We start from the raw sequence: 24,688 nt of genomic DNA on the forward strand, positions 1-24,688 counted from the left end.
TTTTTACCTATGAAAGGTCTAGTTATTTGTTTCTGCTTCATTTTCAATTTTGTTTTTGTTTTTCGCCTGTGTATCATTGCTTTCCTGTTTTGATTTCAGTTCAAAATACTTATCTAATACTTGTTCACCAATATCATTTGTAATTGGATAGCGCTGGTTGTAGTCTTGATACACCCATGGCACGACAACGGAAATAGCCACTTCTGGATTATCAGCTGGCGCATACGCAACAAGAGTTGTGTTATACGTCGATGTACCGCGCTTGCTTTTAATTGGACCGTCATAGAATGATTGAGCGGTTCCTGTTTTGCCGGCTGGATTATACTTTTTGTTGCCAAAGTTTGAATAGGCTGTCCCTCTTGGGTTCTGCATGACCAGCTTGAAGCCTTGCTGAACGCGTTTGATCTCATCACTTGTCATGTCTAGCTTATTCAATACATCCGGTTTGACGGATTCCGTCACAGCTCCAATGCCTCGCTGCGGGTCTGACTCTCTCACTTCTTTGACAAGCTGCGGACGTAAACGATACCCGCCATTTGCAATGGTTGAAACGTATTGCGCCATTTGCAGCGGTGTAAACGTATCATACTGTCCAATCGCATAGTCAAGTAAGAGACCCGATTGTGTAGACGTTCCTCTGTAGCCCGTTGCTTCGTTTGGCAGGTCAATACCGGTTTTGACGCCAAGGCCAAATTTACTGAAATTGTAGCGGAACGTATCAAATGCTTTCGGATCAATTGGGAGCGGCTGCTTTTTACGATATTCGCTTTTCCCAATGGCGATCGCTGTTTTGAACATATATACGTTTGATGAACGCTCTAGTGCTGTTAAATCATTAATAAGTCCCATATTTTGATAGGATTTCTTCGGCGGTGAATTGGCGATATAGAGAGGTTCATCGTATTGGGTACTTCCAATATGAATAGCGCCTGTTTTATATCCAGTCAGTACCGTTGCCCCTTTTACGGCTGATCCCATCGCATATGAGGAGGTCATCGTTCCTAATGCGTAGTCATCGAATTTGTATTTTCCGTTTTTGTTTGAAATCTGCTTACCCGCAACAGAGAGAACCTCTCCATTTCTCGGGTCCATCATGACAACAAATGCGCGGTCAAGAAGCTCAGTTCCCCCTCTTTGTTTCGCACTTTTCAAGTTCTTTTCAATAATTTTTTCAACCGCTTTTTGCAGCTGAATATCAATGGTAAGCACAAGGTCTTTCCCGCTCTTACCTTCTGTTAACACTTTAGAGCTTGTGACATTGCCCTGTTTATCAGTTGTACTCTGTTCTTTTTCCTTTTGGCCCTGCAGGACATCTTCATATTGATATTCGAGATAGCTTTTTCCTACACGGTCATTTCGGCTGTAGCCGAGTGATAGATAATGCTCAAGAAGTGACTGCGGAAGACCTTCATCACTCGAAGAAACACTGCCGAGCATACTGCGGAGCAGTCCTTTATACGGATAGCTGCGTGACCAGTCTGTCGTCACATCAACACCTGGCAGCTCGTCCAAATGCTCAGAGACGTAAGCAATTTCGCTTGGCTTTACATCTTCATTTTTAATAAATTGAGGCGTAAGTGCATAGCCTCCATCCATCTGCCTTTTAATGGCAAGCACTTGTAAATCTTTTTTCGTCAGTTGATTTAATTCCTTGTCTGTGATGCGTTTTAGCTGAAGCTCATATAGTTTATCATCAGAGACCTTATCGTCACCCTTTAATTCTGATTCCTTTTGAACAAGCTTTTTCGCTTCATTTGGATGCGTTAAGATCCAGAAATCTTTTTTGTCACGATCTGTGATTTTTTTCGTACTCACATGAATCATATCCGCTAATTTTGATGCCACTTTGAGCCGCTCTTCTTGTGAAGTCGTCGAGGTTCTCGTATATGTAATGGCATTCAGCGCTTTATTGCTGACAATCGTATTGTAGTTTCGATCATAAATTTTTCCGCGCGGAGCAGATGAGCTGACATTCACATCCTCTTGTTTTTCTGCCTGCTTTTTATAATCTTCTCCATTGACAATTTGCACAAATCCGAGTCTAACGACAACACCGGTAAAAATAATAAAGGCAGCTAAAAATAATAAATTCAGCCGGATCGGAAGTGTTTTGCGCCCTTCCTTCGCGTCTTTTTTGTTTTTCTTGTTTCTCATCACATCACCTTTTCTATCAAGAAAGAAATGGCACCCCTTTTTGTGTATAAAAGGTGCCATCATCATTTTAGCGGTTTTTCTATCATTTATCTAGAAATTTGATGTTCCATAGGTAAGAAATTTTACCTTTCTCCCTTAATAAGGTTCGTTTGAGAAACTGGCTTTTGACCGTCAGCCTCTTTCATATCAGCTGTTTTTTCTTTCAAATGAATATCTTTTACAAAGTAATAAATGAGGGTGTGCCCCGCTCCAAGCACAACAAGTGATGCAGGGATTCCGAGCTCATCACCTAGTAAGGTGACAGACAGCAGGAACAAAACAATCGAACAAATACGGCCGGCATTTAAAAATAGCTCTCTGACCACAATATATTCAATTCGGGCCTTTCTGGCATACCTTGCATGACCAATGACATCATATGTTAAGGATACATAAGGAACAAGCAGGAGCGGATATCCTATTGCAATGGCTACCGCATACATCAGAAGTGATACATAGGACAAGTGGAAAACGATTAAAAACAAGGCGCCGTATAAAATCAGCCCACCAAGCATGATGGCCTTCTTACGCCACTTTTTCTTAATCAAACGGGTAGCGAAGAAATAAGCAAAAAAGGCAACACCTGAATTCACTAAACCAAACGTCCCGAGAGCAAGCTCACTGTTTGTTGCAATAAACACAAAGACACTGATTAAGAAGACAAAGACCCCTTCACGAAGCCCTTGAAAAAAGTGAGCTGTTGTAATCCTACGCCAATTCTCGTCTGCATGACGTTCTTTCCAAATTTGTTTGATCATAAATTTGCCTTTAGACTGCCTTCTTTTGAGGAAAAAGCTCATCACAACCGCTAGTGAAAACAAAAAAAGCGATAATGTGAAAATGACTGTGTAGCCTGTATCATCCGTTAACTGAGAAATGACAATCCCCGCAATGAGAGGACCGATCATGCCGGCAGTTGAGGAAAGCACACCGAGAAATCCATTAAAGAAGTCTCTTGTTTCAGGCTCGGTGATCTCAAAGGTGAGTACATTAAAAGCAAGCCAGTAAAAGCCATAGCCGATCCCAAGGACACTTCCCAATAAAACTAGCCGTGCGGCCGCTTGTTCTCCTGCCATTAAGACAATTAAATAAAAAGCGGCTAAAAAGATGACACCGAAACGAAGGACAAACGCCCGGTCTATTTTTTTTGCGAGCCGGCCAGCGAATAAAAACGTAATGGGCTGAAGCACCACAATGGCCAAGTTATAAATCGCAAGATCCGTGAATTTTCCAGACTGTTTCCATAAGTACACATTTACAAACGTATTTGAAAGCGCAATGGCAAGTGCATATAACCCGCCAATCGTGAGGAGGAGCAATAAATCTTTTGTAACATCCATGTCCCCGAACATTTTCTTTAATCTGCTCATACCATTCATTCTCCTTTTCTACACAATAGTCTGTCTCATCAAAAGGCAGATATGTAAAAAAAGGAGGGAAAATATAAAAAGACCTGCTTCTCTTGAAAGCAGGTCTTTTCAAATCAAATCATTATTTTGCTTCGCTGTAAAGGCGAGCTACTTCATCCCAGTTCACAACATTCCAGAATGCTGAAATGTAATCAGGACGACGGTTTTGGTAGTTTAGGTAGTAAGCATGCTCCCAAACGTCTAATCCTAGAATTGGCGTTTTTCCTTCAGTTAAAGGAGAATCTTGGTTTGGCGTGCTTGTGATTTCAAGTTTTCCATTGTTCACAACAAGCCATGCCCAACCAGAACCAAAGCGTCCTGCAGCTGCTGCAGCGAAATCAGATTTGAATTTTTCAAATCCACCTAGTTCTTTTTCGATTGCATCTGCAAGTTCACCAGTTGGTGCGCCGCCACCGTTTGGTGAAAGAAGCGTCCAGAATAATGAGTGGTTCGCATGTCCTCCGCCATTGTTACGTACAGCTGTACGAATGTTTTCAGGCACTGAGTTTAAGTTAGCCACTAGCTCTTCAATTGATTGATCTTCAAGAGCTGATACACCTTCGATTGCTTTGTTTAAGTTTGTTACATATGTGTTGTGGTGTTTTGTGTGGTGAATCGTCATTGTTTCCTTGTCGATATGTGGTTCTAATGCATCGTAAGCATATGGTAATTCTGGAAGTTTAAAAGCCATGGTTAAATTCCTCCTTAAAATATATGTACTGAAATGCTTCCTCTGTAAGTCAGCAATTCACCCTACTCAAAGAGTATCAAAAGAAACAGCTTGTTTCAACGTTATTGCTCATGTTCTGAAACATTTCAGTGTTTATTTTGTATTTAGCCCTTTTGAAAAAGTTTTAAACACCCTTTTTTACTTAGCGAAGGACATAAAATAAAAAGATCCCCAGCATCAGCGCTTGAATCAATCCTTTTGCAAAAACACCTGATACAAATCCAATTAATGAGCCTAATCCGACTTTCACACTCGTCTTCAGATCTTTTTGATGAACAAGGAGCTCTGCAATGACACTCCCAAGAAATGGACCAATAATAATTCCTGCAATGGGTATCACAAAAGGACCAGCTAATAACCCAATGGTGCTTCCCCAAATAGCTGCCTTGCTGCCGCCAAAGCGCTTTACCCCAATAAGGTTTGAGACATAATCTGCCGCAAATAAGACAGCAGTAAACATGGCTTGAATGAGCCAGAACGTCAGGGTAAGCGGCTCGAAGCTAAAGAAGAAGCCATATAGAATAAATCCGAGAACCATAAAGACCACACTCGGGATAATTGGATAAACCAGTCCAACAAACGCAATGATAAATGCACAGCCAATCAGTATCCAATACAGAATGTCCAAGACCGTGCCCCTCCTTTTTATATGCTGTATACATTATGCCTCATTCCCTCTATCTTAACCAGTGATGAAGGCCATACTTGTACTCGATGGATAGACATTGATACAATATGAGAAATAGAAAAGAATGTAGGAAGTGAATGGGTATTGAACGTATTTAATCTATTGTTAAAAGGAATTTATTCACCAAAAGATATTGCTAAAGCACGGTTTACAGGGATCGGTAAAGCGATTTTATTCATTTTTATCCTCTCAATTATCGCAGCAATTCCCCAGGGGTATCATATGAGCCAAGAGATCTCGAATGCGATGTCAGGATTTCAGCATGTGATCAAAAAAGATTTACCCGACTTTTCAATCGAAAAAGGAAAGCTTCAAGCGGATCAAAGTGAACCAATAGAAAAAGAAGAAAACGGCATCACGATTATCTTTGATCCTGCTGAAAAAATAAAAGCAAGTGAGCTTGAATCAAAGCAAACGGCCATCGCTTTGTTAAAGGAAAAAGCAGTGATTGCCATTGATGGACAAATGACAGATATTCCATACCAGCTCCTTGGTGGAACGCTGACAAAAGATGAACTCGCCCGCGTCACAAATCAGAACCAAGCGATTATCATCCCTGTCATCTGTGTACTGCTATATCTATCAACTGCGGCTCTCATGTTTATCAGCGCAACATTCCTTGCGATGCTTGGTACATTTATTAAACGAATGCAGCAAAAAGAGCTGTCCTTCCAAATGCTTTGGAAGCTCTCCGCTTATTCACTCACATTAACAACGGTCTTTTTCGCCATTATGAGTGCATTAAACACGCCTGTTGCAAACTCATTTTTATTAAATTGGGTCATTAACTTTATCTTTTTATATCTTGTTGTGAAAGAAATTCCTGCCAAAAAAAGCAAATGATCCATCCAACAAGGATTTGTCTACACAATGAAAGCTCCCCCGGCTCGGAGGAGCTTTTTATGTCTATTCATGCTAGGACTCATCTGGATGGATGATCGCAAACAAATAGTGATCCTCCCACACACCATTAATCTTTACTTTTTTACGATTTAGTCCCTCATTTTCAAAACCTGTCTTTTCAAGTACACGAATGGAACCCTTATTACTTGGCTTTACTCCAGCCTCAATGCGATGGAGATTCAACTCAAAAAAGGCATAGTCAATGATTAAACGAATGGCTTCTGTCATATATCCATTTCCGCCCTGCCTTTGATCGAGTACATACCCGAGCCAAGCTCCTTCTATCGGACCTCTTTCGACAGAGCTTAATGAGATCGTCCCAATTAAAGCACCTGTTTCATTTAAGAAAATACCATGCATGTAAGATTCATCTTGTGCAATTCTTTGCCTACTCCGCTGAATTCGTTCAATTTGACGAGGTAACGTGAAGAAATCATCTTTGACCAAAGGTGTAAATTCCTGAAAATATGAGCGATTCTCAAGCTCTAATGTTAACAGTGATTCTGCATCATTTTCTGTTAGTGTTCTCACATATATATGCTGACTAACTTTCTTCATTAAATCTCCCCCTTTTTTATTTTATCATAAATCGTCATATGAGCTTGCTCTCCTATTTACACCACCGATCCAAGCAGTTTTATTACAAGTCATACTAGAACGGACTAGAGCCATCCTTTCCAGCTTTTCTCCTCTTTTTGGTTCTATCATTTCAAGACATGCATAGACTGAAGTAAACTCTTAAAAGCGGTGAGTAAAATGCGGCGAATTCTTTTTTTACTAATCAGTTTGTTTGTCCTCTTTATTATCTTTTTTGATTTGAAAAATGGAACCATCCCTGTTGAGGAAAACCCAGCTGTCCCAGCAAGTGCGCTTCAAACAGCTGAGAAAAAGACTTATAAGAATGTCACTGTTAAACAAGGTGAAACGGTCCTCTCCATCGTACATACAAGCAAGCCACTTGATGATGTCATTAAAGATTTCGAGGAGCTGAATCAAGGTGTCAAGGCGAACGAAATCAGGGCAGGCAGCACATATAAGTTTCCTGTCTATAAGAGATAAAACGTTAATTCCTTGTCATTCATACAAAGAGACTGTTACAATATGAACTGTAAAACAAGACGTACACGGCAAATGATTGCTTGTACACTAAGGAGCGATTGACAAGTGAGTGAAGTCACACATCGTACTAAAACGCGTCCCGTCAAAGTGGGACCTTTAACTATAGGTGGAAATAATGAGGTTGTCATTCAAAGTATGGCAACAACCAAAACACATGATGTCGAAGCGACAGTCGCTGAAATTAAACGTTTAGAAGAGGCAGGCTGTCAAATCGTGCGTGTCGCATGTCCAGATGAGCGTGCAGCAAATGCAATTGCGGACATAAAAAAACAAATTAACATCCCGCTTGTTGTGGATATTCATTTTGACTACAAGCTTGCACTGAAAGCGATTGAAGCAGGCGCAGACAAAATCCGAATCAATCCAGGAAACATCGGAAGAAGAGAAAAAGTCGAAGCTGTTGTCAAAGCAGCAAAAGAAAAAGGCATTCCCATTCGTATTGGCGTAAACGCTGGTTCATTAGAGAAAAAAATTCTTGATAAATACGGCTATCCAACAGCAGATGGTATGGTCGAAAGTGCACTGCATCACATTAAAATTCTAGAAGACCTAGACTTTCATGACATCATCGTCAGTATGAAAGCATCTGATGTAAACCTTGCAATTGAAGCATACGAAAAAGCGGCTAAAGCCTTTGATTATCCTCTTCACCTTGGGATTACAGAATCAGGTACGTTATTTGCAGGTACAGTCAAAAGTGCAGCTGGACTAGGCGCTATTTTGAATATGGGGATTGGGAACACACTCCGTATCTCATTAAGCGCTGACCCAGTTGAGGAAGTAAAAGTAGCACGTGAATTGTTGAAATCATTTGGTCTTGCATCAAATGCAGCAACACTGATCTCCTGCCCAACTTGTGGACGAATTGAAATTGACCTCATCAGCATTGCAAATGAAGTCGAAGAATATATTTCTAAAATCAAAGCACCGATTAAAGTAGCAGTTCTCGGCTGCGCTGTTAACGGTCCAGGTGAAGCACGTGAAGCGGATATCGGAATCGCAGGTGCTAGAGGCGAAGGCTTATTGTTCCGTAAAGGTGAAATTGTTCGTAAAGTACCGGAAGAAACAATGGTCGAAGAACTGAAAAAAGAAATCGATAAAATCGCTGAAGAACATTATGCGAAAATGGAAGCTGAAAAAGAAAAACAAGCGAATGCCTAACAAAAAACGCCTGACGTCATAGTCAGGCGTTTTTCTGTTCTTATTAAAAGAACGGGGTGATAAATATGCCTAGGATGACGGAAACAATTCCGATCCCAATTGACCACGCGCCAAGCGCATGTGCTCCTTTTCTTCTTGCAATATAACCAACGACGATTGCCGCTACCCCTAATAGCACCGGCAAGACAAATAATGAGATAATCGCAATCGCGAGTGCTGTATAGCCTATCCCTTTACTGCCTGAATCGTCACCTGCTTGGTCACGTCCTCGTCTATCATCTCGATCTCTTGAAGCTTGATATGGCTCTGCAATTTCAGCAGCTGTTTCCTCTAAATAGCCATCATCATTACTAAAATGTGTGTCGATTTCACGATCATTTCTTCTGAAATCCTCGTCTCTTTCCATGATCAATTCCCCCTTTTGGTTAATAGAAAGGAGCTTTTTTAGTATGAGCAAAAATGTCTGTTTCATGATTGCTAAAACTTGCTGGAATTGTGAATTGATTATGTTACACTTTAAGAGTATAAAAATGAGGAGTGTGGGCATGTTACGTTTAGGAATTGATATTGATGGTACAGTGACGGCACAGGACACCTTTGTCCCCTACTTAAATGAGTCGTTCCAATGTGCCATGACACTAGATGATATGACAGAGTATGATTTGACGAAGCTTTTAAAGATTTCTCAAGAAGAATTTTGGGGCTGGATGGATCAGCACGAGCCTCTTATTTATAAACAGGCAAAGCCTGCTGAGGATGCAAAAGAGATCCTCGACGAAATGAAGCAGCAGCACAGACTGATTTATATTACCGCAAGAAGGCAGCAGCATTCGGATATCACCTACAAGTGGTTTCAAGAACATGACGTGCACTATGATGCTATTGAGCTGGTTGGCGGTCATCATAAGCTGGAAGCCGTTCAAAAGCACAAGATTGATGTATTTTTTGAAGACCATCATGGCAATGCCACAATGATTGCAAAAGAAGCTGACATTCCGGTTATTCTTTTTAACTCCCCTTATAATCAAATGCCAATTGACGACAGAATTATTCGCGTGAACAACTGGCAGGAAGCGTCTCAATGGATCAAACAATACGAACAGCGTCTGCAAACTGCTTATTAATGTAACTGAGCGAGCACCGAAGCGGATTAAACGCAAGTCTACACGCTGAAGCCGATACATTTAATGTATCGGCTTTTTTGATGGAGCAAGCTGCCCTTCTTTCATGAGGAAATGGTACAGTGCCCCCTTCATGCCTGCCTGATTCAAGTAGTAGCAAGTTTCCAGCTTCACCTGAATGTTCTTCCACGCATGCAGTGTATGTAAATGTTTTTCAATGTTTTGTAATAAATCTGGTCTTGCACTTACGCCTCCGCCAATGAGGATTTTCTCTGGGTTAAGAACAGTCGCTACATTGTAAACGCCAATGGCTATTCGCTTGTACCATTGATCCAACTGCTTCTCAATGGCCGGATCATGCTTCGCCATTTCAAAAATTTCTTGACCGTCTATTTGAGTACTTTGCGGAATTCCTTGCTTTTCTTTATAGCTCCGAATTAATCCAGCCGTTGAAGCGCTGCTGTTAAGAGTTGTAAACTGGCCATTTTCCGTCTCTGTCAGCATCATGCCAAATTCACCACCGCGGAAGGATGCACCGCGCACAAGCTGACCATTAGCAAAAATACCCCCGCCGACACCCGTGCCAATTGTCATACAAATAAAGCTATCACAATCTTTCGCATGACCGCTGTATTTTTCTGCGAGAGCAGCACAGTTCGCATCATTTTCCACTTCTACACGAAGAGACGTTTTCTCTTCTAAAAGTGTTTTTACATTTTGACCATTTAAGGCGATGATGGCGCCTGCAAATTCTGTATAACCTGATTCACTGTCCACAAAACCTGGAAGACTGATGGCGATACCGCTGACATCCTGCATCCTTTGATATTGCCTGACCACATCCGCCATGGCTTCTAAAAACGGTGCAAGCTGCCGGCAGTTCGTTTCATAGTCATCACTTGTGACAAGCTCCCCATCCTGATCCATTAATCCATGTTTTGTTCTCGTCCCGCCTACATCAAACACGACGTAATAGGCCACTTTTACCCCTCCCTTTACTTTAAAAAGTAGTACCTTGATCTCATTTTAATGAAACAGCCTCCCTTTGTAAAACGTTTTCAAAAGACAAAACAAAAAAGCCAGCTCCATGGCTGGCTTTTTCATGAGTGAACTTCCTTCGGTTCGCAGGAAGGACACGTTCCGTATATTTCGAATTTATGTCCGCTAATATGATAATCCTCTAAATCGGCGTCGAGCTTGTCCATAGGGCAGGCATCGATCTCTTTTGTTTTCCCGCATGTAAGACAAATAAAGTGATGGTGATGATGGGAAAATGAACATTTAAAACGGAATAGTTTCTCCCCTGACAATTCCGTTGTTTCTAATATTCCAAGGTCTTCATATAGTGACAAGTTTCGATAAATCGTATCAAAGCTGAGACCCGGGTAGTCTTCACTAAGTGCCGTCAGCACATTTTTAGCGGTCAAGTATTTATCAGAATCAGAAAACAATTGAAGCATGTCTTCACGTTTGCTTGTATATTTGTAGCCTTTTTCCTTTAATAAATCAAGCGCTTCTTGTACGTTCATGTTGATTCCCCCTTCTGAATTTCCCAATACTAATACACCCGATTAAAATCAAGATCGACAGCATCACAATGGTTCCGCCTGGCGCTAAATCAAGATAATAGCTTAAAATCAATCCGGCCAATACAGACAATTCACCAAACAAGATCGAAAGGAAAATCGCCTGTTTGAATCCTTTGGCAATGCGGATACTTGCCGCAACAGGAAGCGTCATGAGCGCCGACACAAGCAGTGTACCGACGATACGCATCGATGCCGCAATGACAAGTGCAACAACTAAGATAAAAATAAAATGAATCCATTTTGCTGAAATACCAGAAGCCTTTGCATGCTCTTCATCAAAAGAAAGCAGAAACAATTCTTTATATAAAAGCACAACAACTAACACAACAACGAGTGAGATCCCTACAATAATCCAAAGATCAAGTCTTGAAACCGCACTGACACTTCCGAATAAATAACTAAACAAATCTGTATTAAAGCCATTCGCTAGTGAAATGAAGATGACGGAAATCCCAATACCACCTGATAAAATGATGGGAATGGCAAGCTCCTGATAATGCTTATACACGGAGCGCAGGCGTTCAATAAACAATGAACCTGCAACAGAAAAAGCCATCCCTAAGTAGAGCGGGCTTACCCCTGTCAAAAGGCCAAACTTTTTATCAAGAAATAAACTTGCGGCAATACCGGCAAGTGATACGTGACTGAGGGCATCTGCAATAAGCGAAAGCCTTCTTACGACAATAAATACACCAAGTAAGGGCGCAATAAAACCAATCAGTAACCCTGCGATAAACGCATTTTGTAAAAATTCATAATGAAAAAATGGAAATAGCATTATTCATGTCCCCCATGATGGTGATGATCGTGATGAATCACTTGAATGTCATGCCCGTAAAATTGGGATAGCGCCTGATCATCCATTGAATCAAACGCTTCTGCATCCCCGTGAAAATGCAGTGTCTGATTTAAACAAGCCACATGGGTGACTTTATCAGAAACGGTGCCAACGTCGTGTGTGACGAGAATTAAAGACATTCCTTTTTCTTTGTTCAATGTTTCGAGCAGCTGATAAAAGCCTTCTACTGTCCGCTGGTCTACTCCAACCGTGGGCTCATCCAAAATGAGCAGCTTCGGCTGACTGACAAGCGCACGGGCAATAAATGCACGCTGCTGCTGCCCGCCAGAAAGCTCACCGATGTTTTGATGCTTTAAGTCCTGTATGCCAACTGAGCGAATGGCATCTTCCACTTGCCATTTATCCTGTTTGCTCATTCGTTTAAACAAACCAATTTTTGCGGTCAGTCCGCTTGCGACGACCTCATATACAGAAGCAGGGAAACCTGTATTAAAGCTATTCGCCTTTTGAGAAACAAATCCAATTTGATCCCAGTCTCTAAATTTTGAGACAGGCGTGCCAAATAGCTTTAATTCACCCTGCTGCGGTTTAATGAGCCCAAGCAGGCATTTTAATAAGGTTGTTTTACCAGAACCATTCGGTCCAACAAGTGCTAGAAAGTTTCCTTCCTCTACTGTTAAATGAATGTGATCAATGACATTTCGCTGTCCATACGAGTACGAAATGTCCTTCATTTCAATAATTGGCTTTGCCATGAATCTTTCCACCTTTAATCAATATAAAAAGAATGATTACGATTTATACAACAAAAAGAAAATGGCTTTTGCCATTTTCTCTGTCCATACATACATTTCATTATATAAAAGAAAGATAAAAAAGTAAAATAAAAGCTAATGAATGGCTGTTTTGAACTTACCGCCTTTTGTTTCATGCGTATCCATAATCGTGATAAATGCTTGGTCATCAATTTCAAATACAATGGATTTCAGCTTTGTAATTTCAAGCCTTGTGACAACGGCGTAGATGACATCTTTTTCTTCATCTGTATAGCCGCCTTTTCCTCTCAGCTTTGTCGTTCCCCTGCCGAGTCGATGCAGAATCGCATCTGAAATTTCATCATAATAGTCTGAGACGATAATGACAGCTTTTGTTTCATCAAGCCCTTGAATGACAGCATCAATTGTTTTCATTGCCAAATAATATGTCATGACAGAATACATAGCCTGCTCTGGTCCAAAAACAAAGCCCGCCCAAATAAAAATGAACACATTGACGATCATGACAAACTCACCGACGGAAAAAGGAATTTTTTTCGTCAGAAGAATTCCCAAGATCTCTGTTCCATCCATTGAACCTCCATTACGGATGACAAGTCCAACACCAAATCCAAGTAATAGTCCGCCAAATACAGTGGCTAAGATCGGCTGTGTTGTAAATGCCTCCACATGATGAAGTGAAGATTCAATCACGGCTAAGCTGACAATCCCAATCACAGTGGAAATCAGAAAGGTTTTCCCAATATGCTTGTATCCTGATATCATAAATGGAATATTTAAAATGACAACAATCGTCGCAAAATTAATAAACGGGTTATCTGTAAAGAGATAATCCAAAATAAGCGAAATGCCGATGATGCCCCCATCAATAATATTGTTTGGCACTAAAAATAATTCAATGCTGACTGCTGCACATGCAGCTCCTACTAGAATCAGAAAAATTCTCAAAATAAAATGAGGCACTGATTCCTTTTTATGCTGTTTACTATTTGCCATACGTTCTCCCTTCTACACATGTTAAATTTTCAATGAACATTTTATCCGCTTTACTATTTTATCATTTCACAGAATAAAATAAAATTTTTTGCACATTTTCCGTTTTCGCCCATACATTGTTACAGAGGGGAGGAATGGAATTGATTTTAATTCAAAAAATTGTCCTGCAGCGGCTCAATCAGATCACAGCAAATGATCTGTTAAGGTATGCGAAACAGTATGGCGTCAGTTTAACGTCTCATCAAGCTGCTGAGGTGGCCAAACTCATGAACGGGAAAAACATCAATATTTTTAATGACTCAGAGCGTAACCGGCTTCTTAAGCAAGTGGAAGCGATTACTTCTAAACAGACAGCACAGACTGTGAATGATTTGTTTAACCAGTTTACAAGTTAAGCAAAAAAGGGCCGCATTTAGCGGCACCTCAACATGTTGCATCCTTTTTTACTGAACCGTAATTTTATCTAGTAAGCCTTCATCAAATTGCTTTTCTTTCAGCATGGCAATTTCGAATTTGTAAGGTGGTTTTTTGTTCTTTTTATCTTCACCTACATAAGGCGTTTCTAGAATTTTCGGCACATCTTGAAGCTGCGGATGATGCACAATATAGCTCAGTGCATCGAAACCAATTTCACCAAAACCGATATTTTCATGTCGGTCTTTTCTTGCGCCTTGCACGTTTTTACTGTCATTAATGTGAAGAACTTTGATTCGGTCAATACCAACAATTCGATCAAATTCTTCTAACACACCATCAAAGTCACTCACAATCGGATAACCAGCATCGTGCGTGTGACACGTATCAAAGCAGACAGAAAGAGCTTCGTTATGTGTCACTCCGTCGATAATTTGGGCAAGCTCTTCAAAGCTTCTTCCGCACTCTGATCCTTTTCCCGCCATTGTTTCAAGTGCAATTTGAACCTCTTGACCTTTCACAATGACTTCGTTTAAACCTTCAATGATTTTTTGAATCCCTGCCTCTGCTCCTGCTCCGACATGCGCACCCGGGTGGAGAACAATTTGTCTTGCTCCCAGCGCTTCCGTACGCTCAATCTCAGAGCGAAGGAAGTCTACACCAAGCTCAAATGTCGCTGGATTCACTGTATTTCCAATATTGATAATATACGGAGCATGCACGACGATATCCGTCATGCCATGCTCTTTCATATGCGCTTGTCCAGCTTCAATATTGAGGTCTTCAATTTTTTTACGGCGCGTATTTTGCGGTGCACCTGTATAAATCATAAACGTATTCGAACCATAAGAGGCAGCTTCCTCACTCGCTGCAAGAAGCATATGTTTTCCGCTCATGGATACATGTGAACCAATCTTTAACAATGTTTCCCCCTACTTTCCATTACGCTTTGACTTTCTACGTTCCTGTCTTTTGATTTTATCCATCTCACGTGTCATTTTCTTTTTATATCCAGGTTTGACGGCTTTCGGTTTTCTCACAAGACGTTTTGCTTTTTCTTCAATTTCATTTGGGGCTTTTTTACGTCTTTGACGCTTCAGACGGTCATCTGCATCTCGCCATTCGCCATGAACAATGGTTTTGTTTTCAAACACAACGCCCATTTTCTCAATTTGAATGAGTGCATCCTCATCAGCCAGCTCATAAATGGTCATGGCAATTCCAGAAGAACCCGCACGAGCTGTTCTTCCAACGCGGTGCACATAAAAATCAAGATCAGATGGAAGTTCATAGTTAATCACGTGGCTGACGCCTTTAATGTCAATCCCGCGAGCTGCAAGATCAGATGCCACAATATAAGTGAACTCCAAATCTTCAATTTGTTTCATGACTTTTTTACGTTCGCGCGGCGTCAATCCGCCATGGAGCACACCGATTTTCATTCCTTTTTCTTGTAGGAACGATGCGATTTCATCAACAGTTGTTTTTGTATTGGCAAAAATGATCCCTAAATATGGCTGTACATTCGTCACCATTTCATGGAGCAATTTTAATTTATCACGCTGTTTAGACGGAACTAAAATATGCTGAATGTTTTCAGCTGTAATCCGTCTTGGTTCAACATGTGCATACTTAGGATTGTCCATATATTTTTTCAGGAAAGGCTTTAGTTTTTCTGGGATGGTTGCAGAGAACACAAGCATTTGCAGCTGTTCTGGCATTTGTGCACCGATACGGTCCACATCTTCTAAAAATCCCATATCCAACATTAAATCAGCCTCATCAATAACAAGAGAGGTCGCTTTGTAAACATTCAGCGCCTGCTCATGAATGAGGTCAGCAATACGTCCAGGTGTACCGACCACCAAATGCGGCTGGTTTTTTAGCTTTTGAATTGATTTCTGCTTGTCCGTTCCGCCAATGTAAAGCTTTGCTTTGATCTCTTCTTCTGGAGAAGCATTCTTTAAAATCGTTTGAGCTTCTTTGAAAATTTGATTGGCTAATTCTCTTGTAGGTGCAGTAATCACCACTTGTACCTGTTCTTTGCTTGGATCAATTGAATGAATCAGCGGCAGTAAGTAGGCATGAGTTTTTCCTGTTCCGGTTTGTGACTGGCCAATCACGCTTTCTCCTTTTAAAACAGCAGGGATAATTCTTTTTTGAATATCAGTGGGCTCATAAAAGCCTAGTTCATGAATAGCATCTATAATAAAAGGCTTTAATTCATATGTCGTAAATTTTGTTTCTTTCATGTTTTCACTCCTTAAGGCAATGCCTTTTTGCTCATCTCCTCATTATAGCTGATTTTCAGTAAAAAAACCATGTCCGCTTTTCCTACAGGAAACCAATTGGTGCTTCCTTGCATAACCTATGAAGAGAAAGAGAATGCAGTAAGGGAGGTACAAGTATGTTAGGGCAAAGGCCTATGGGCGATTTTCAGCCGCGCCGTCCCTCACGCCGGCACCTTGGAAATGGCGGACAGCCCGGAATATTTCAAAGAGGGCAGCAGCCTCCTATCCAACAGCCTTTTCAAGGGCAAGGCAATCCATTTCAGCAAATGATGCCTCGCTCCCCATCTGTACAGGGAGGCGGTTTACCCGGGATGGGCGGAATTCCAGGAGGTGAGAGCCGTGCACTAGGCGGCGGAGCAGGAATTAAAGGCATGCTCTCTAAATTTCTTCCTGGCGCAGGAGGAGCTGGAGTCTCTGGAGGTGGTGCGGGATTACAAGGAATCCAGAGCTTCACAAATCCTGCGACCCTCTCAAGCATGTTAGGAAATGTTCAAAAAGTGCTCGGGATGGCGCAGCAATTTACGCCAATGATTCAGCAATACGGTCCTTTAGTGAGAAATTTGCCGGCGATGATTAAACTGTACAGCCAGCTTGGCAGTGCGGATGATGATGAAGAAAGTGCAAATGATGCTGATGCAGAATCAACGGAGACCAGCGCGGAAACAGAAGTGCACGAGGAAGAAGCACAAACTGACGAAATAGAAAAAAATAAAGAACCAGAAGACATCCTCGTCAAAAAAACAGCACCTCACACATCACCTGCTCCTGAAGCAAAACCGAAAAAAAGATCTGGCAGCTCTGTTCCAAAACTATATGTCTAGTGATCTTTTAACGGCGAAGTGTTCACTGCGTATAACAATCTTTGATATATACGCTTACTTTGGCTATAATGGAAGCAAGAGAATGATAAAAAGCCGTTTTTTACGGCTTTTTATATTGTTCTTCTCTAGCAGCACTTCCCTACAGGAGGACGAATAAATGAATGTAATTAAAATATCGCCGCGTGGCTATTGCTATGGCGTTGTAGATGCAATGGTCATTGCTAAAAATGCCGCACTTGATAAGAACTTGCCACGCCCAATTTATATATTAGGTATGATTGTGCACAACAAACATGTCACTGATGCCTTCGAAGAAGATGGTATTTACACACTGGACGGACCAAACCGCTTAGACATTTTAAAGCAGGTTGAAAGTGGAACAGTCATTTTCACAGCTCACGGCGTTTCTCCTGAGGTTCGTCAAATCGCAGAAGAAAAAGGCCTTGTTGCCATTGATGCGACCTGTCCCGATGTAACGAAAACACACGAACTCATTTCAGAGAAAACAGCCGATGGCTATGACATTATTTATATTGGGAAAAAGGGTCATCCTGAGCCAGAAGGAGCTGTCGGAGTAGCCCCTGACAAGGTACATCTTGTCGAAACAGAAGCTGACATTGAGGCACTCGATTTAACATCAGAAAAACTGCTCATCACGAACCAAACGACGATGTCTCAATGGGATGTCCACGACCTGATGGAGCTGATTAAAGAGAAATACCCTCACGTCGAGTATCATCAAGAAATTTGCCTTGCGACACAGGTGCGTCAGGAAGCTGTATCGCAGCAAGCTGGCCAAGCCGATTTAACCATTGTTGTCGGCGATCCAAAAAGTAATAACTCTAACCGTCTCGCACAAGTGTCAATGGAGATTGCCGGAACGCAGGCTTACCGTATTGGCGACTTAAGTGAACTCAAGCTAGAATGGCTGCAGGGCGTCAAAACCGTTGCCGTTACTGCTGGTGCTTCAACACCAACACCTATTACAAAGGAAGTCATTCGTTTCTTAGAAAACTATGAACCAGATGATGAAACAACTTGGAAGATTGAACGAACCGTTCCTCTTTCTAAAATTTTACCTCGCGTCAAAACAAAGAAATAAGAAAACGTCAGAGCATATCCGCTCTGACGTTTTTTGTTTACATAAATTGAAATGGGTTTGTGTTTGATTCAGAAACAAAGAGCTGTACGTCATATTTTTTATCCGCACATAGCGATTGAAGCTTCGCCTTTACGCCCTCTTTCATAATCTTTTCAGCATAATGTCCTGGGTCCACAACGTTCAGCCCTAGCATCATGGCATCGTGCGCCACATGGAAATAAAGGTCTCCTGTCACATACACATCTGCACCCATTCTTTTCGCTTGATGGATATATTTATTTCCGTCTCCGCCAAGCACCGCCACTTTTTTCACAACAGCGTTTTGGTCTCCTACAAAACGAGCACCATTCACATCTAGCTTCGTTTTCACAAATTGTGTGAAATCTCTCAGTGTCATTGGCTCATTTAGCTCTCCAATACGGCCAAGACCTTTTTGAATAGGAGGAAGATCTGTCGTGTGTACACTATAGGCGACTTCTTCATAAGGATGTGCTTTGATCATTTCGCGAATCACTTGTTTTTCTATACTTGCTGGGAAAATGGTTTCAATCCGCACTTCTTTCACAAATTCTAATTGACCCGACTCACCAATAAACGGCTCAGCTTCTTCTGATGGCAGAAAGCTGCCTGTCCCTTCATTTGAAAACGCACAATGGCTGTAGTTGCCGATATGGCCGGCGCCCGCATTTCCTAAAGCTGTCCGGACGGCCTCTTCAAATTCCTCTGGGACATACAGAGCAAGCTGTTTGATTGGATCTTCGTATGTCGGCACTAACACACTTGTTTCTTCAAGCTCTAAGGCCTCAGCAAGCAGGTCATTGACTCCGCCATCAGCTACGTCTAAATTCGTATGTGCCACATATACCGCTATATCATGTTTGATGCATTTTTCAATGATCCGTCCAGCCGGCTGATCCGTCGCTACATGTTTTAATGGTCGAAAAATCGGCGGATGGTGAGCAATAATAAGATCCACTTTTCGCTCGATCGCCTCATCTACTACATTCTCTAATACATCCAAGGTGATCATCACATTGGTTACTTTTTTATTTAAAGTCCCAATCTGAAGACCAATTTTATCCCCTTCCATGGCGTATACCTTTGGTGAAAATTGTTCAAACAATTGGATGATTTCATGCCCGTTTACTGTTTTAGCCAACAGTCAAAACCTCCTTTAGCATCTTTATTTTCGCATTCAGCTCTTCAAGGCGTTCTTTATTTTCTTCTGTCCGCGCTGCCTGCTGAATTTGACTTTCTATCTTCTCCATATGCTGAAGCTCTTGCATCCACTTGCGCTGGAAAACGTCATTTTGCTCTTTCGCAAGAAACGGACCAACCAGCATGCCTGCTTCAAGTGACATTCCTTTATAGGCTTTATCTTTATCGCCTTTTTCAGCGATGATGATTTCGTATATTTTGCCGTCCTCTTCTAAAATGACTTCATCTATCAATTCATACCCCTCTTGATAAAGCCATAAACGAATATGGTGGGCATGGATATTCGGCTGAAGAATGAGCCGCTCATGGCCGGCGAGCTTATGTCTTCCTTCATTTAGAATGCTTGCGATGAGTGCCCCACCCATACCTGCAATCGTCACTGCATTCACTTCGCCTTTTTCAATGACTTCAAGGCCATTTCCTTTTCTGACCGATATCTGTTCATCTAATTCAAGTCTATGTACTTGCTGCTGCGCCGATTGAAGCGGTCCATCAGTAATTTCACCAGCAATGGCTTTCACTGCTTTTTGATGCAAAATCGCATAGCATGGCAAATAGGCATGGTCTGAGCCGATATCAGCGAAGACTGCCTCATCTGGTAAAAAGTCCGCGACTTTTTTTAATCGTTTCGATAAATTCATTTCATTCATACGTATCACTACTTTTCTTTAATGTTCATACTTGTCTATCTTATATAAATTATGGACTTTTTAAAAGTCGTTTTCAAATGAAAAAAGCTCTTCTTTTGAAAAAGAGCTTTTTGTATAAGATTATTTAATTTTAGACACCCATTCCGCCATTTCATCGAGCTTTTCATTTGGAATCAACCCGCCTGGCATCCCGTTGCCGCCTTCTTGAATTTTCTTCTTGATGTCAGCTACTTCAAGCTTGTCTCCAACACCTTTTAATGCAGGACCTGCGCCGCCTTCATAGTTTTCCCCGTGACAGCTTATGCAGTTCTGCTTATACAATTCTTCCGGCGTTGCATTTGCTGTCTCTTCTTGCTTTTGCTCTTTGCCCCCAGAGGCAATTTTTTCTTCATCTTTCAGCCCCTTCATTGATAAGAAAAAAGTGAGTCCAATACCTAAAATGGCAATCAATAAAAATGGTATAAGTGGATTCCGTTTCATTTCTTTCATCCTCCCCTTTGTGAAAACCCCTTTGAGACTATGCAAACAATTCTAATTCTACTTTAATTTTACAAAAAGTAAACGAATTATGATACAAAACTTTGGTCAAGTTCACAGATTAGACAAAAATGATTCTAGATGAGAAATGAAGTCTTCAGCATATTTAGATGTATTTTTTATACATCTTTTTTCTAAGAACGTTGCAAATTCATTTGTTATTCAGTAAAATATAATCAGATTGAAAAAAGCGTTTTCATTTTTGATAAGAAAGAACGGATCTCTTTCAAGATCCGTCCGGTTTCTACTCTAAGAAGTCTTTTAATCGTTTACTTCTGCTTGGGTGTCTTAATTTACGAAGAGCTTTCGCTTCAATTTGTCTGATACGCTCTCTTGTTACGCCGAACACCTTTCCAACCTCTTCTAACGTGCGAGTTCTTCCGTCGTCTAGTCCGAAACGTAGTCTTAGCACATTTTCTTCACGGTCCGTCAGCGTGTCTAATACATCTTCAAGCTGCTCTTTTAAGAGTTCGTACGCAGCGTGGTCAGATGGAGATGTCGCCTCTTGGTCTTCGATAAAATCACCAAGATGCGAGTCATCTTCTTCACCAATAGGTGTTTCTAAAGATACAGGCTCTTGCGCAATTTTAAGAATCTCTCTTACCTTTTCTGGAGTTAAATCCATGTCTTCAGCAATTTCCTCAGGCGTTGGTTCTCTGCCTAGGTCTTGCAGAAGCTGTCTTTGAACACGGATCAATTTATTAATCGTTTCCACCATATGAACCGGGATCCGGATTGTTCTCGCCTGATCGGCAATCGCACGTGTGATCGCCTGTCTAATCCACCAAGTCGCATATGTTGAGAATTTATATCCTTTGCGGTAATCAAACTTCTCAACCGCCTTCATCAGACCCATGTTTCCTTCTTGAATCAAGTCAAGGAACAGCATACCACGACCGACATAGCGTTTCGCAATGCTGACAACGAGACGAAGGTTCGCTTCCGCTAATCTTCTTTTTGATTCCTCATCGCCCTCTTCGATCTTTTGAGCATACGTAATTTCTTCTTTAGCAGATAACAAATTGACGCGTCCGATTTCTTTTAAGTACATACGAACAGGATCATTGATTTTGACACCTGGTGGTACGCTTAAATCATTCAGGTCAAATTCTTCTTCTGCTTTAGCCAGCTGCTGAACATTTGGGTCTTCTGTCTCTTCGTTTTCACTAATGAGCTCTACACCTTGTTCGCCTAAGTATTCATAGTATTCATCCATTTGGTCTGATTCAATTTCAAAGCTAGACATACGCTCTGCAATTTCTTCGTATGTTAAAACGCCCCGTTTTTTACCCGTTTCAGTGAGCTTATCTCTCACCTGTTCAAAGGTTAATTCAGTTTCGGTTTCGTGGGCTTGTTTATCAGCCATTATGGATCCCTCCTTCCAAAGCTTGCAACGAATTCTAAAGTAACTTGCGATTTACTTCCGTCCTGCTTTTCTCTCTCTATCAAACAGCTGACGAAGCAAATAGGAAATAAAATAAATAATGATGAAGGCAAGATGCTTGCGGTCTTATGCTCCTCCCGTAAAGGATTCATTGCCAGCCGTAAGTCCTGTCATTAATAATAGACGTATTACTTCAGCGAACGGTTCAACTGAATAATTTCTTTTGCAAGTGTTGCCGCTTTGAAGAAATCTTTTTGCCTCTCCGCTTCTGCACGTTCTAGTTCTTTTTCCTTTATCATTGACAAATTCCGATGATTCAACACTTTTTTTACATAATCACTTAATTCAGCTTCACTGAGTTCGTCTCCGACTTGAATCATCAATATATCCGTCAACAGCTGATTCATGACATCATCTTCTATCCGGTTCATCAGGTGCTGCGGCGTTGGTTCTTTGCCTTCTTCATACAAGGCATAAATGTACGTTGCCAGCGCCCTGTGCGAATCTATATTAAATTCAATCCCGATTCTGTCAAGTACTTTGCGGATCACGTCATCGCTTTTTAACATATGAGCAAGCAGCATTCGCTCTGCATTTTCATATGCCGGCCGCAGACGCTTTCTTCTCACTTGTGTTGACAGATGTGCACGACGTTTTTCAAGCCCGTTTTCTTCCTGCGTGCTTTTGGTTTCTTGCCGCTGCTGTTTTTCAAACAGCTCCAGTTGTTCTTTTAATGAATCAAGTGAGATCGAAAACTCCCCAGCAAGCTGTTTCATGTAAATCTCTTGCTCCAAAGAGCCGTTTAACCGGCTGATTTCTCGGAGAACCTGCTTCATATAAGTAAGACGGTCTCCTTCGTCTGATAAGTTTTTTCCTCTTCGGAAAAAATTCATCTTAAACGTCATTAATGTCACACTTGCATCTATGATGTCATTCCTAAATTTCTCGCCGCCATATTTACGAATGTAATCATCTGGATCAAGTCCATCTGGTATCATAGCAACGCGAACTTTACATCCTCTTTTTCCAAGCAAATCTGATGCTTTCATGGTCGCTTCGTATCCGGCCGTATCAGAGTCATAGCAAAGGATGATCTCTTCTACGTTCCGCCTGAGAAGCTTTACGTGCTCTTCTGTAAGAGACGTACCCATTGTTGCAACACTTTCACCGACACCTGATGTAACAGCTGAGATGACGTCTGCAAATCCTTCAAAAAGAACCGCCCGTTCGCGTTTGCGAATATGCATACGTGCGTCATGAAAGTGATAAAGCAGCTTACTTTTATGAAAAAGCGGCGTTTCAGGACTATTCATATATTTAGGCTGCTGATCACCAAGCGATCTTCCGGAAAAAGCGATGACCGTTCCATGATGATCATGAATGGGAAACATGACACGATCTCTAAAGCGGTCAAAAAAGCCTGTGCCGTTTTCACGTTGAATCAAAAGACCAGCCTTCTCCATCATCACAGGATCAAATCCTCGTTTTTCTAAAAACTTGGTCACGAAATCCCAAGAATCAAGAGCATACCCGATCTCAAACTTGGCAATTGTTTCATCCGTAAAGCCTCTGGACCGTAAATAATCGAGTGCGTTTTGACCTTCCTTTGTATTTACCAGCAAATGGTGGTAAAATTTCTTAAGAAGCTCATGGGCCTCAATCATTTTATGATCTGCAGTGTCCTCTTGCTGAGAGGAACTCATCTGAGCATTCGCCACCTGATCAGGCAGATCAATATGGTACTTATCAGCCACATGTGAAACGGCTTCAATAAATGAGTAGCCTTCCATTTGTCTGAGGAACGAAAACACGTTGCCTCCTGCACCACAGCCAAAACAATGGAAGATTTGCTTATCTGCTGAAACAGAGAATGAAGGAGTATTTTCACCATGGAATGGACAAAGACCGAAGTAATTTCGACCTTGCTTTCTAAGCTGTACGTATTCTCCAATCACTTCGACAATGTCTGCGTTTTTTTGGATCTGCTCCAAAAGTTCATCTGGTATACGTTTGCTCATCCTAATAACACTCCGTCGTACATTATTCGCCTTTTAATTTAAAAATCCTTCATGATTCGACAGGATTTTTTGTAGTTGCGCCATAAATCGCTTCTTATCCTCTTCTAAAAGCTTTTTGGGACCTTTTCCGTATACACCTTTTCTTCGCTGTTTGCTGGAAACATGCCTGCGTTCCAAATCAAAATCAATTGTTTCGTTTGTGTACATTCGTCCTCTTTCAGACAGAACAATGACCTGTCTCGGAAGCAGTAAGGAGGCAAGACCAATATCTTGGGTGACGACAATATCATGTGCGGCAGCTGAGTTTGCAATGACTAAATCCGCTGCTTCCTTATGTGTATCTACAAACCGCCAATCTTCTAGTGGAGATCTTTTGGTTTGAAAATGCTCATATGAAGCAATGAACGTCACTGGTACTTGAAATTGAGATGCGACAGAAAGGATTTCGTCTTTTACAGGACAAGCATCTGCATCGACATAAATCGTCCTCTCTTTTTTACGTTCATTCAGGTGACTAATTCTCCATCCCTCCACCTTATTCCTGCTTTAGAGAAGCAAAAAGACCATACTTTTCCCCTATAAAGCAATCAACAGTAAAACTCATTTTGTCGAAAAGTTATGTTCAGAATCACTTGACTTCTGCCAATATTAGTTTATTCGTTCTTGACTTAACTTAAACCTAAAATCAATCATTTTATCACAATTTTTTATTATAATACAAATGCAGCAAATATGCCATTGTTTTTGTTTACCCGTTTCCCACCATAGG

General features: G+C 41.3%; 26 protein-coding genes. 7 read left to right on the top strand and 19 right to left on the bottom strand.

Annotation, left to right across the window (positions count from 1 at the left end):
- Window positions 1–18: 18 nt before the first annotated feature.
- From H7F25_RS10205 to H7F25_RS10220, 4 genes are all read right to left on the bottom strand, one after another.
- A complete protein-coding gene (locus tag H7F25_RS10205; RefSeq protein ID WP_041106887.1) occupies window positions 19–2,154 on the bottom strand; it encodes a peptidoglycan D,D-transpeptidase FtsI family protein in 2,136 nt (711 codons plus the stop codon).
- Between the two features lie 122 nt (window positions 2,155–2,276).
- The gene (locus H7F25_RS10210; protein ID WP_024422996.1) at window positions 2,277–3,563 is read right to left on the bottom strand and encodes an MFS transporter; all 1,287 of its coding nucleotides are present in this window, start codon (window positions 3,561–3,563) and stop codon (window positions 2,277–2,279) included.
- Between the two features lie 121 nt (window positions 3,564–3,684).
- Window positions 3,685–4,293 carry a superoxide dismutase SodA gene (gene sodA, locus H7F25_RS10215; protein ID WP_007501264.1) on the bottom strand — a complete coding sequence of 203 codons (609 nt, stop codon included), beginning with the start codon at window positions 4,291–4,293 and terminating at the stop codon, window positions 3,685–3,687.
- A gap of 181 nt (window positions 4,294–4,474) precedes the next feature.
- Entirely contained in the window at window positions 4,475–4,960 is a 486-nt protein-coding gene (locus H7F25_RS10220) for a DUF456 domain-containing protein (RefSeq protein WP_024427974.1), read from the bottom strand.
- A gap of 144 nt (window positions 4,961–5,104) precedes the next feature.
- Between H7F25_RS10220 and H7F25_RS10225 the strand changes: the two genes are divergently transcribed.
- Complete coding sequence (locus tag H7F25_RS10225; protein ID WP_185853691.1) at window positions 5,105–5,863, top strand: DUF1189 domain-containing protein; 759 nt, start codon at window positions 5,105–5,107, stop codon at window positions 5,861–5,863.
- A 72-nt stretch (window positions 5,864–5,935) separates the two neighbouring features.
- Here the strand turns inward: H7F25_RS10225 and H7F25_RS10230 are convergent, their stop codons facing one another.
- Window positions 5,936–6,481 carry a GNAT family N-acetyltransferase gene (locus H7F25_RS10230; protein ID WP_024427972.1) on the bottom strand — a complete coding sequence of 182 codons (546 nt, stop codon included), beginning with the start codon at window positions 6,479–6,481 and terminating at the stop codon, window positions 5,936–5,938.
- Between the two features lie 198 nt (window positions 6,482–6,679).
- On the opposite strand from H7F25_RS10230, the gene H7F25_RS10235 reads away from it, so the two are divergent.
- Together H7F25_RS10235 and ispG are read left to right on the top strand one after the other, a co-directional pair.
- The gene (locus H7F25_RS10235; RefSeq protein ID WP_039180007.1) at window positions 6,680–6,982 is read left to right on the top strand and encodes a hypothetical protein; all 303 of its coding nucleotides are present in this window, start codon (window positions 6,680–6,682) and stop codon (window positions 6,980–6,982) included.
- Between the two features lie 105 nt (window positions 6,983–7,087).
- Entirely contained in the window at window positions 7,088–8,203 is a 1,116-nt protein-coding gene (gene ispG, locus H7F25_RS10240) for a flavodoxin-dependent (E)-4-hydroxy-3-methylbut-2-enyl-diphosphate synthase (RefSeq protein ID WP_024423001.1), read from the top strand.
- A gap of 43 nt (window positions 8,204–8,246) precedes the next feature.
- Here ispG and H7F25_RS10245 read toward each other — a convergent pair whose 3' ends face one another.
- Entirely contained in the window at window positions 8,247–8,609 is a 363-nt protein-coding gene (locus H7F25_RS10245; RefSeq protein ID WP_073206315.1) for a DUF308 domain-containing protein, read from the bottom strand.
- Window positions 8,610–8,748: 139 nt separating this feature from the next.
- On the opposite strand from H7F25_RS10245, the gene H7F25_RS10250 reads away from it, so the two are divergent.
- A complete protein-coding gene (locus tag H7F25_RS10250) occupies window positions 8,749–9,327 on the top strand; it encodes a 5' nucleotidase, NT5C type (RefSeq protein WP_073206318.1) in 579 nt (192 codons plus the stop codon).
- 60 nt (window positions 9,328–9,387) lie between these two features.
- Here the strand turns inward: H7F25_RS10250 and H7F25_RS10255 are convergent, their stop codons facing one another.
- From H7F25_RS10255 to H7F25_RS10275, 5 genes are all read right to left on the bottom strand, one after another.
- Window positions 9,388–10,305, bottom strand: coding sequence for an ROK family protein (locus H7F25_RS10255; RefSeq protein WP_073206321.1), 918 nt, complete (start codon window positions 10,303–10,305; stop codon window positions 9,388–9,390).
- A gap of 119 nt (window positions 10,306–10,424) precedes the next feature.
- Window positions 10,425–10,853: a zinc uptake transcriptional repressor Zur gene (locus H7F25_RS10260; protein WP_003217433.1), complete on the bottom strand. Its 429-nt coding sequence runs from the start codon at window positions 10,851–10,853 to the stop codon at window positions 10,425–10,427.
- On the bottom strand, window positions 10,831–11,691 hold the full coding sequence (locus tag H7F25_RS10265) for a metal ABC transporter permease (protein WP_024423005.1): 861 nt from the start codon (window positions 11,689–11,691) through the stop codon (window positions 10,831–10,833). The genes H7F25_RS10260 and H7F25_RS10265 overlap by 23 nt, the downstream gene beginning before the upstream one ends.
- Entirely contained in the window at window positions 11,691–12,467 is a 777-nt protein-coding gene (locus tag H7F25_RS10270) for a metal ABC transporter ATP-binding protein (protein ID WP_024423006.1), read from the bottom strand. The genes H7F25_RS10265 and H7F25_RS10270 overlap by 1 nt, the downstream gene beginning before the upstream one ends.
- A 135-nt stretch (window positions 12,468–12,602) precedes the next feature.
- Window positions 12,603–13,484 (bottom strand): YitT family protein, encoded by an 882-nt coding sequence (locus tag H7F25_RS10275; protein WP_024423007.1) that lies wholly within the window; start codon window positions 13,482–13,484, stop codon window positions 12,603–12,605.
- 140 nt (window positions 13,485–13,624) lie between these two features.
- Between H7F25_RS10275 and H7F25_RS10280 the strand changes: the two genes are divergently transcribed.
- Window positions 13,625–13,879, top strand: a complete 255-nt coding sequence (locus tag H7F25_RS10280) for a DUF2624 domain-containing protein (RefSeq protein ID WP_024423008.1) — start codon at window positions 13,625–13,627, stop codon at window positions 13,877–13,879.
- Between the two features lie 48 nt (window positions 13,880–13,927).
- Here H7F25_RS10280 and H7F25_RS10285 read toward each other — a convergent pair whose 3' ends face one another.
- Together H7F25_RS10285 and H7F25_RS10290 are read right to left on the bottom strand one after the other, a co-directional pair.
- On the bottom strand, window positions 13,928–14,821 hold the full coding sequence (locus H7F25_RS10285) for a deoxyribonuclease IV (RefSeq protein WP_185853692.1): 894 nt from the start codon (window positions 14,819–14,821) through the stop codon (window positions 13,928–13,930).
- Between the two features lie 9 nt (window positions 14,822–14,830).
- On the bottom strand, window positions 14,831–16,150 hold the full coding sequence (locus tag H7F25_RS10290) for a DEAD/DEAH box helicase (protein WP_024423009.1): 1,320 nt from the start codon (window positions 16,148–16,150) through the stop codon (window positions 14,831–14,833).
- A gap of 155 nt (window positions 16,151–16,305) precedes the next feature.
- Between H7F25_RS10290 and vrrA the strand changes: the two genes are divergently transcribed.
- Window positions 16,306–17,010 (top strand): VrrA/YqfQ family protein, encoded by a 705-nt coding sequence (gene vrrA / locus H7F25_RS10295; RefSeq protein ID WP_025092954.1) that lies wholly within the window; start codon window positions 16,306–16,308, stop codon window positions 17,008–17,010.
- Between the two features lie 157 nt (window positions 17,011–17,167).
- On the top strand, window positions 17,168–18,112 hold the full coding sequence (locus H7F25_RS10300) for a 4-hydroxy-3-methylbut-2-enyl diphosphate reductase (protein ID WP_024423011.1): 945 nt from the start codon (window positions 17,168–17,170) through the stop codon (window positions 18,110–18,112).
- A gap of 37 nt (window positions 18,113–18,149) precedes the next feature.
- Here H7F25_RS10300 and H7F25_RS10305 read toward each other — a convergent pair whose 3' ends face one another.
- The 6 genes from H7F25_RS10305 to H7F25_RS10330 form a co-directional block, all read right to left on the bottom strand.
- Window positions 18,150–19,271 (bottom strand): Nif3-like dinuclear metal center hexameric protein, encoded by a 1,122-nt coding sequence (locus H7F25_RS10305; RefSeq protein WP_185853693.1) that lies wholly within the window; start codon window positions 19,269–19,271, stop codon window positions 18,150–18,152.
- Window positions 19,264–19,980 (bottom strand): tRNA (adenine(22)-N(1))-methyltransferase, encoded by a 717-nt coding sequence (locus H7F25_RS10310; protein WP_025092952.1) that lies wholly within the window; start codon window positions 19,978–19,980, stop codon window positions 19,264–19,266. The genes H7F25_RS10305 and H7F25_RS10310 overlap by 8 nt, the downstream gene beginning before the upstream one ends.
- 120 nt (window positions 19,981–20,100) lie before the next feature.
- Window positions 20,101–20,460, bottom strand: a complete 360-nt coding sequence (cccA, locus tag H7F25_RS10315) for a cytochrome c550 (RefSeq protein WP_024423014.1) — start codon at window positions 20,458–20,460, stop codon at window positions 20,101–20,103.
- Between the two features lie 301 nt (window positions 20,461–20,761).
- Complete coding sequence (gene rpoD, locus H7F25_RS10320; protein WP_008342392.1) at window positions 20,762–21,883, bottom strand: RNA polymerase sigma factor RpoD; 1,122 nt, start codon at window positions 21,881–21,883, stop codon at window positions 20,762–20,764.
- A gap of 206 nt (window positions 21,884–22,089) precedes the next feature.
- Window positions 22,090–23,919 carry a DNA primase gene (gene dnaG, locus H7F25_RS10325; RefSeq protein ID WP_024423015.1) on the bottom strand — a complete coding sequence of 610 codons (1,830 nt, stop codon included), beginning with the start codon at window positions 23,917–23,919 and terminating at the stop codon, window positions 22,090–22,092.
- 33 nt (window positions 23,920–23,952) lie between these two features.
- Window positions 23,953–24,453 carry a YaiI/YqxD family protein gene (locus H7F25_RS10330; RefSeq protein WP_024423016.1) on the bottom strand — a complete coding sequence of 167 codons (501 nt, stop codon included), beginning with the start codon at window positions 24,451–24,453 and terminating at the stop codon, window positions 23,953–23,955.
- Window positions 24,454–24,688 lie beyond the last annotated feature (235 nt).

It is taken from the genome of Bacillus sp. PAMC28571, from assembly GCF_014250435.1.
Lineage (GTDB): Bacteria > Bacillota > Bacilli > Bacillales > Bacillaceae > Bacillus > Bacillus safensis.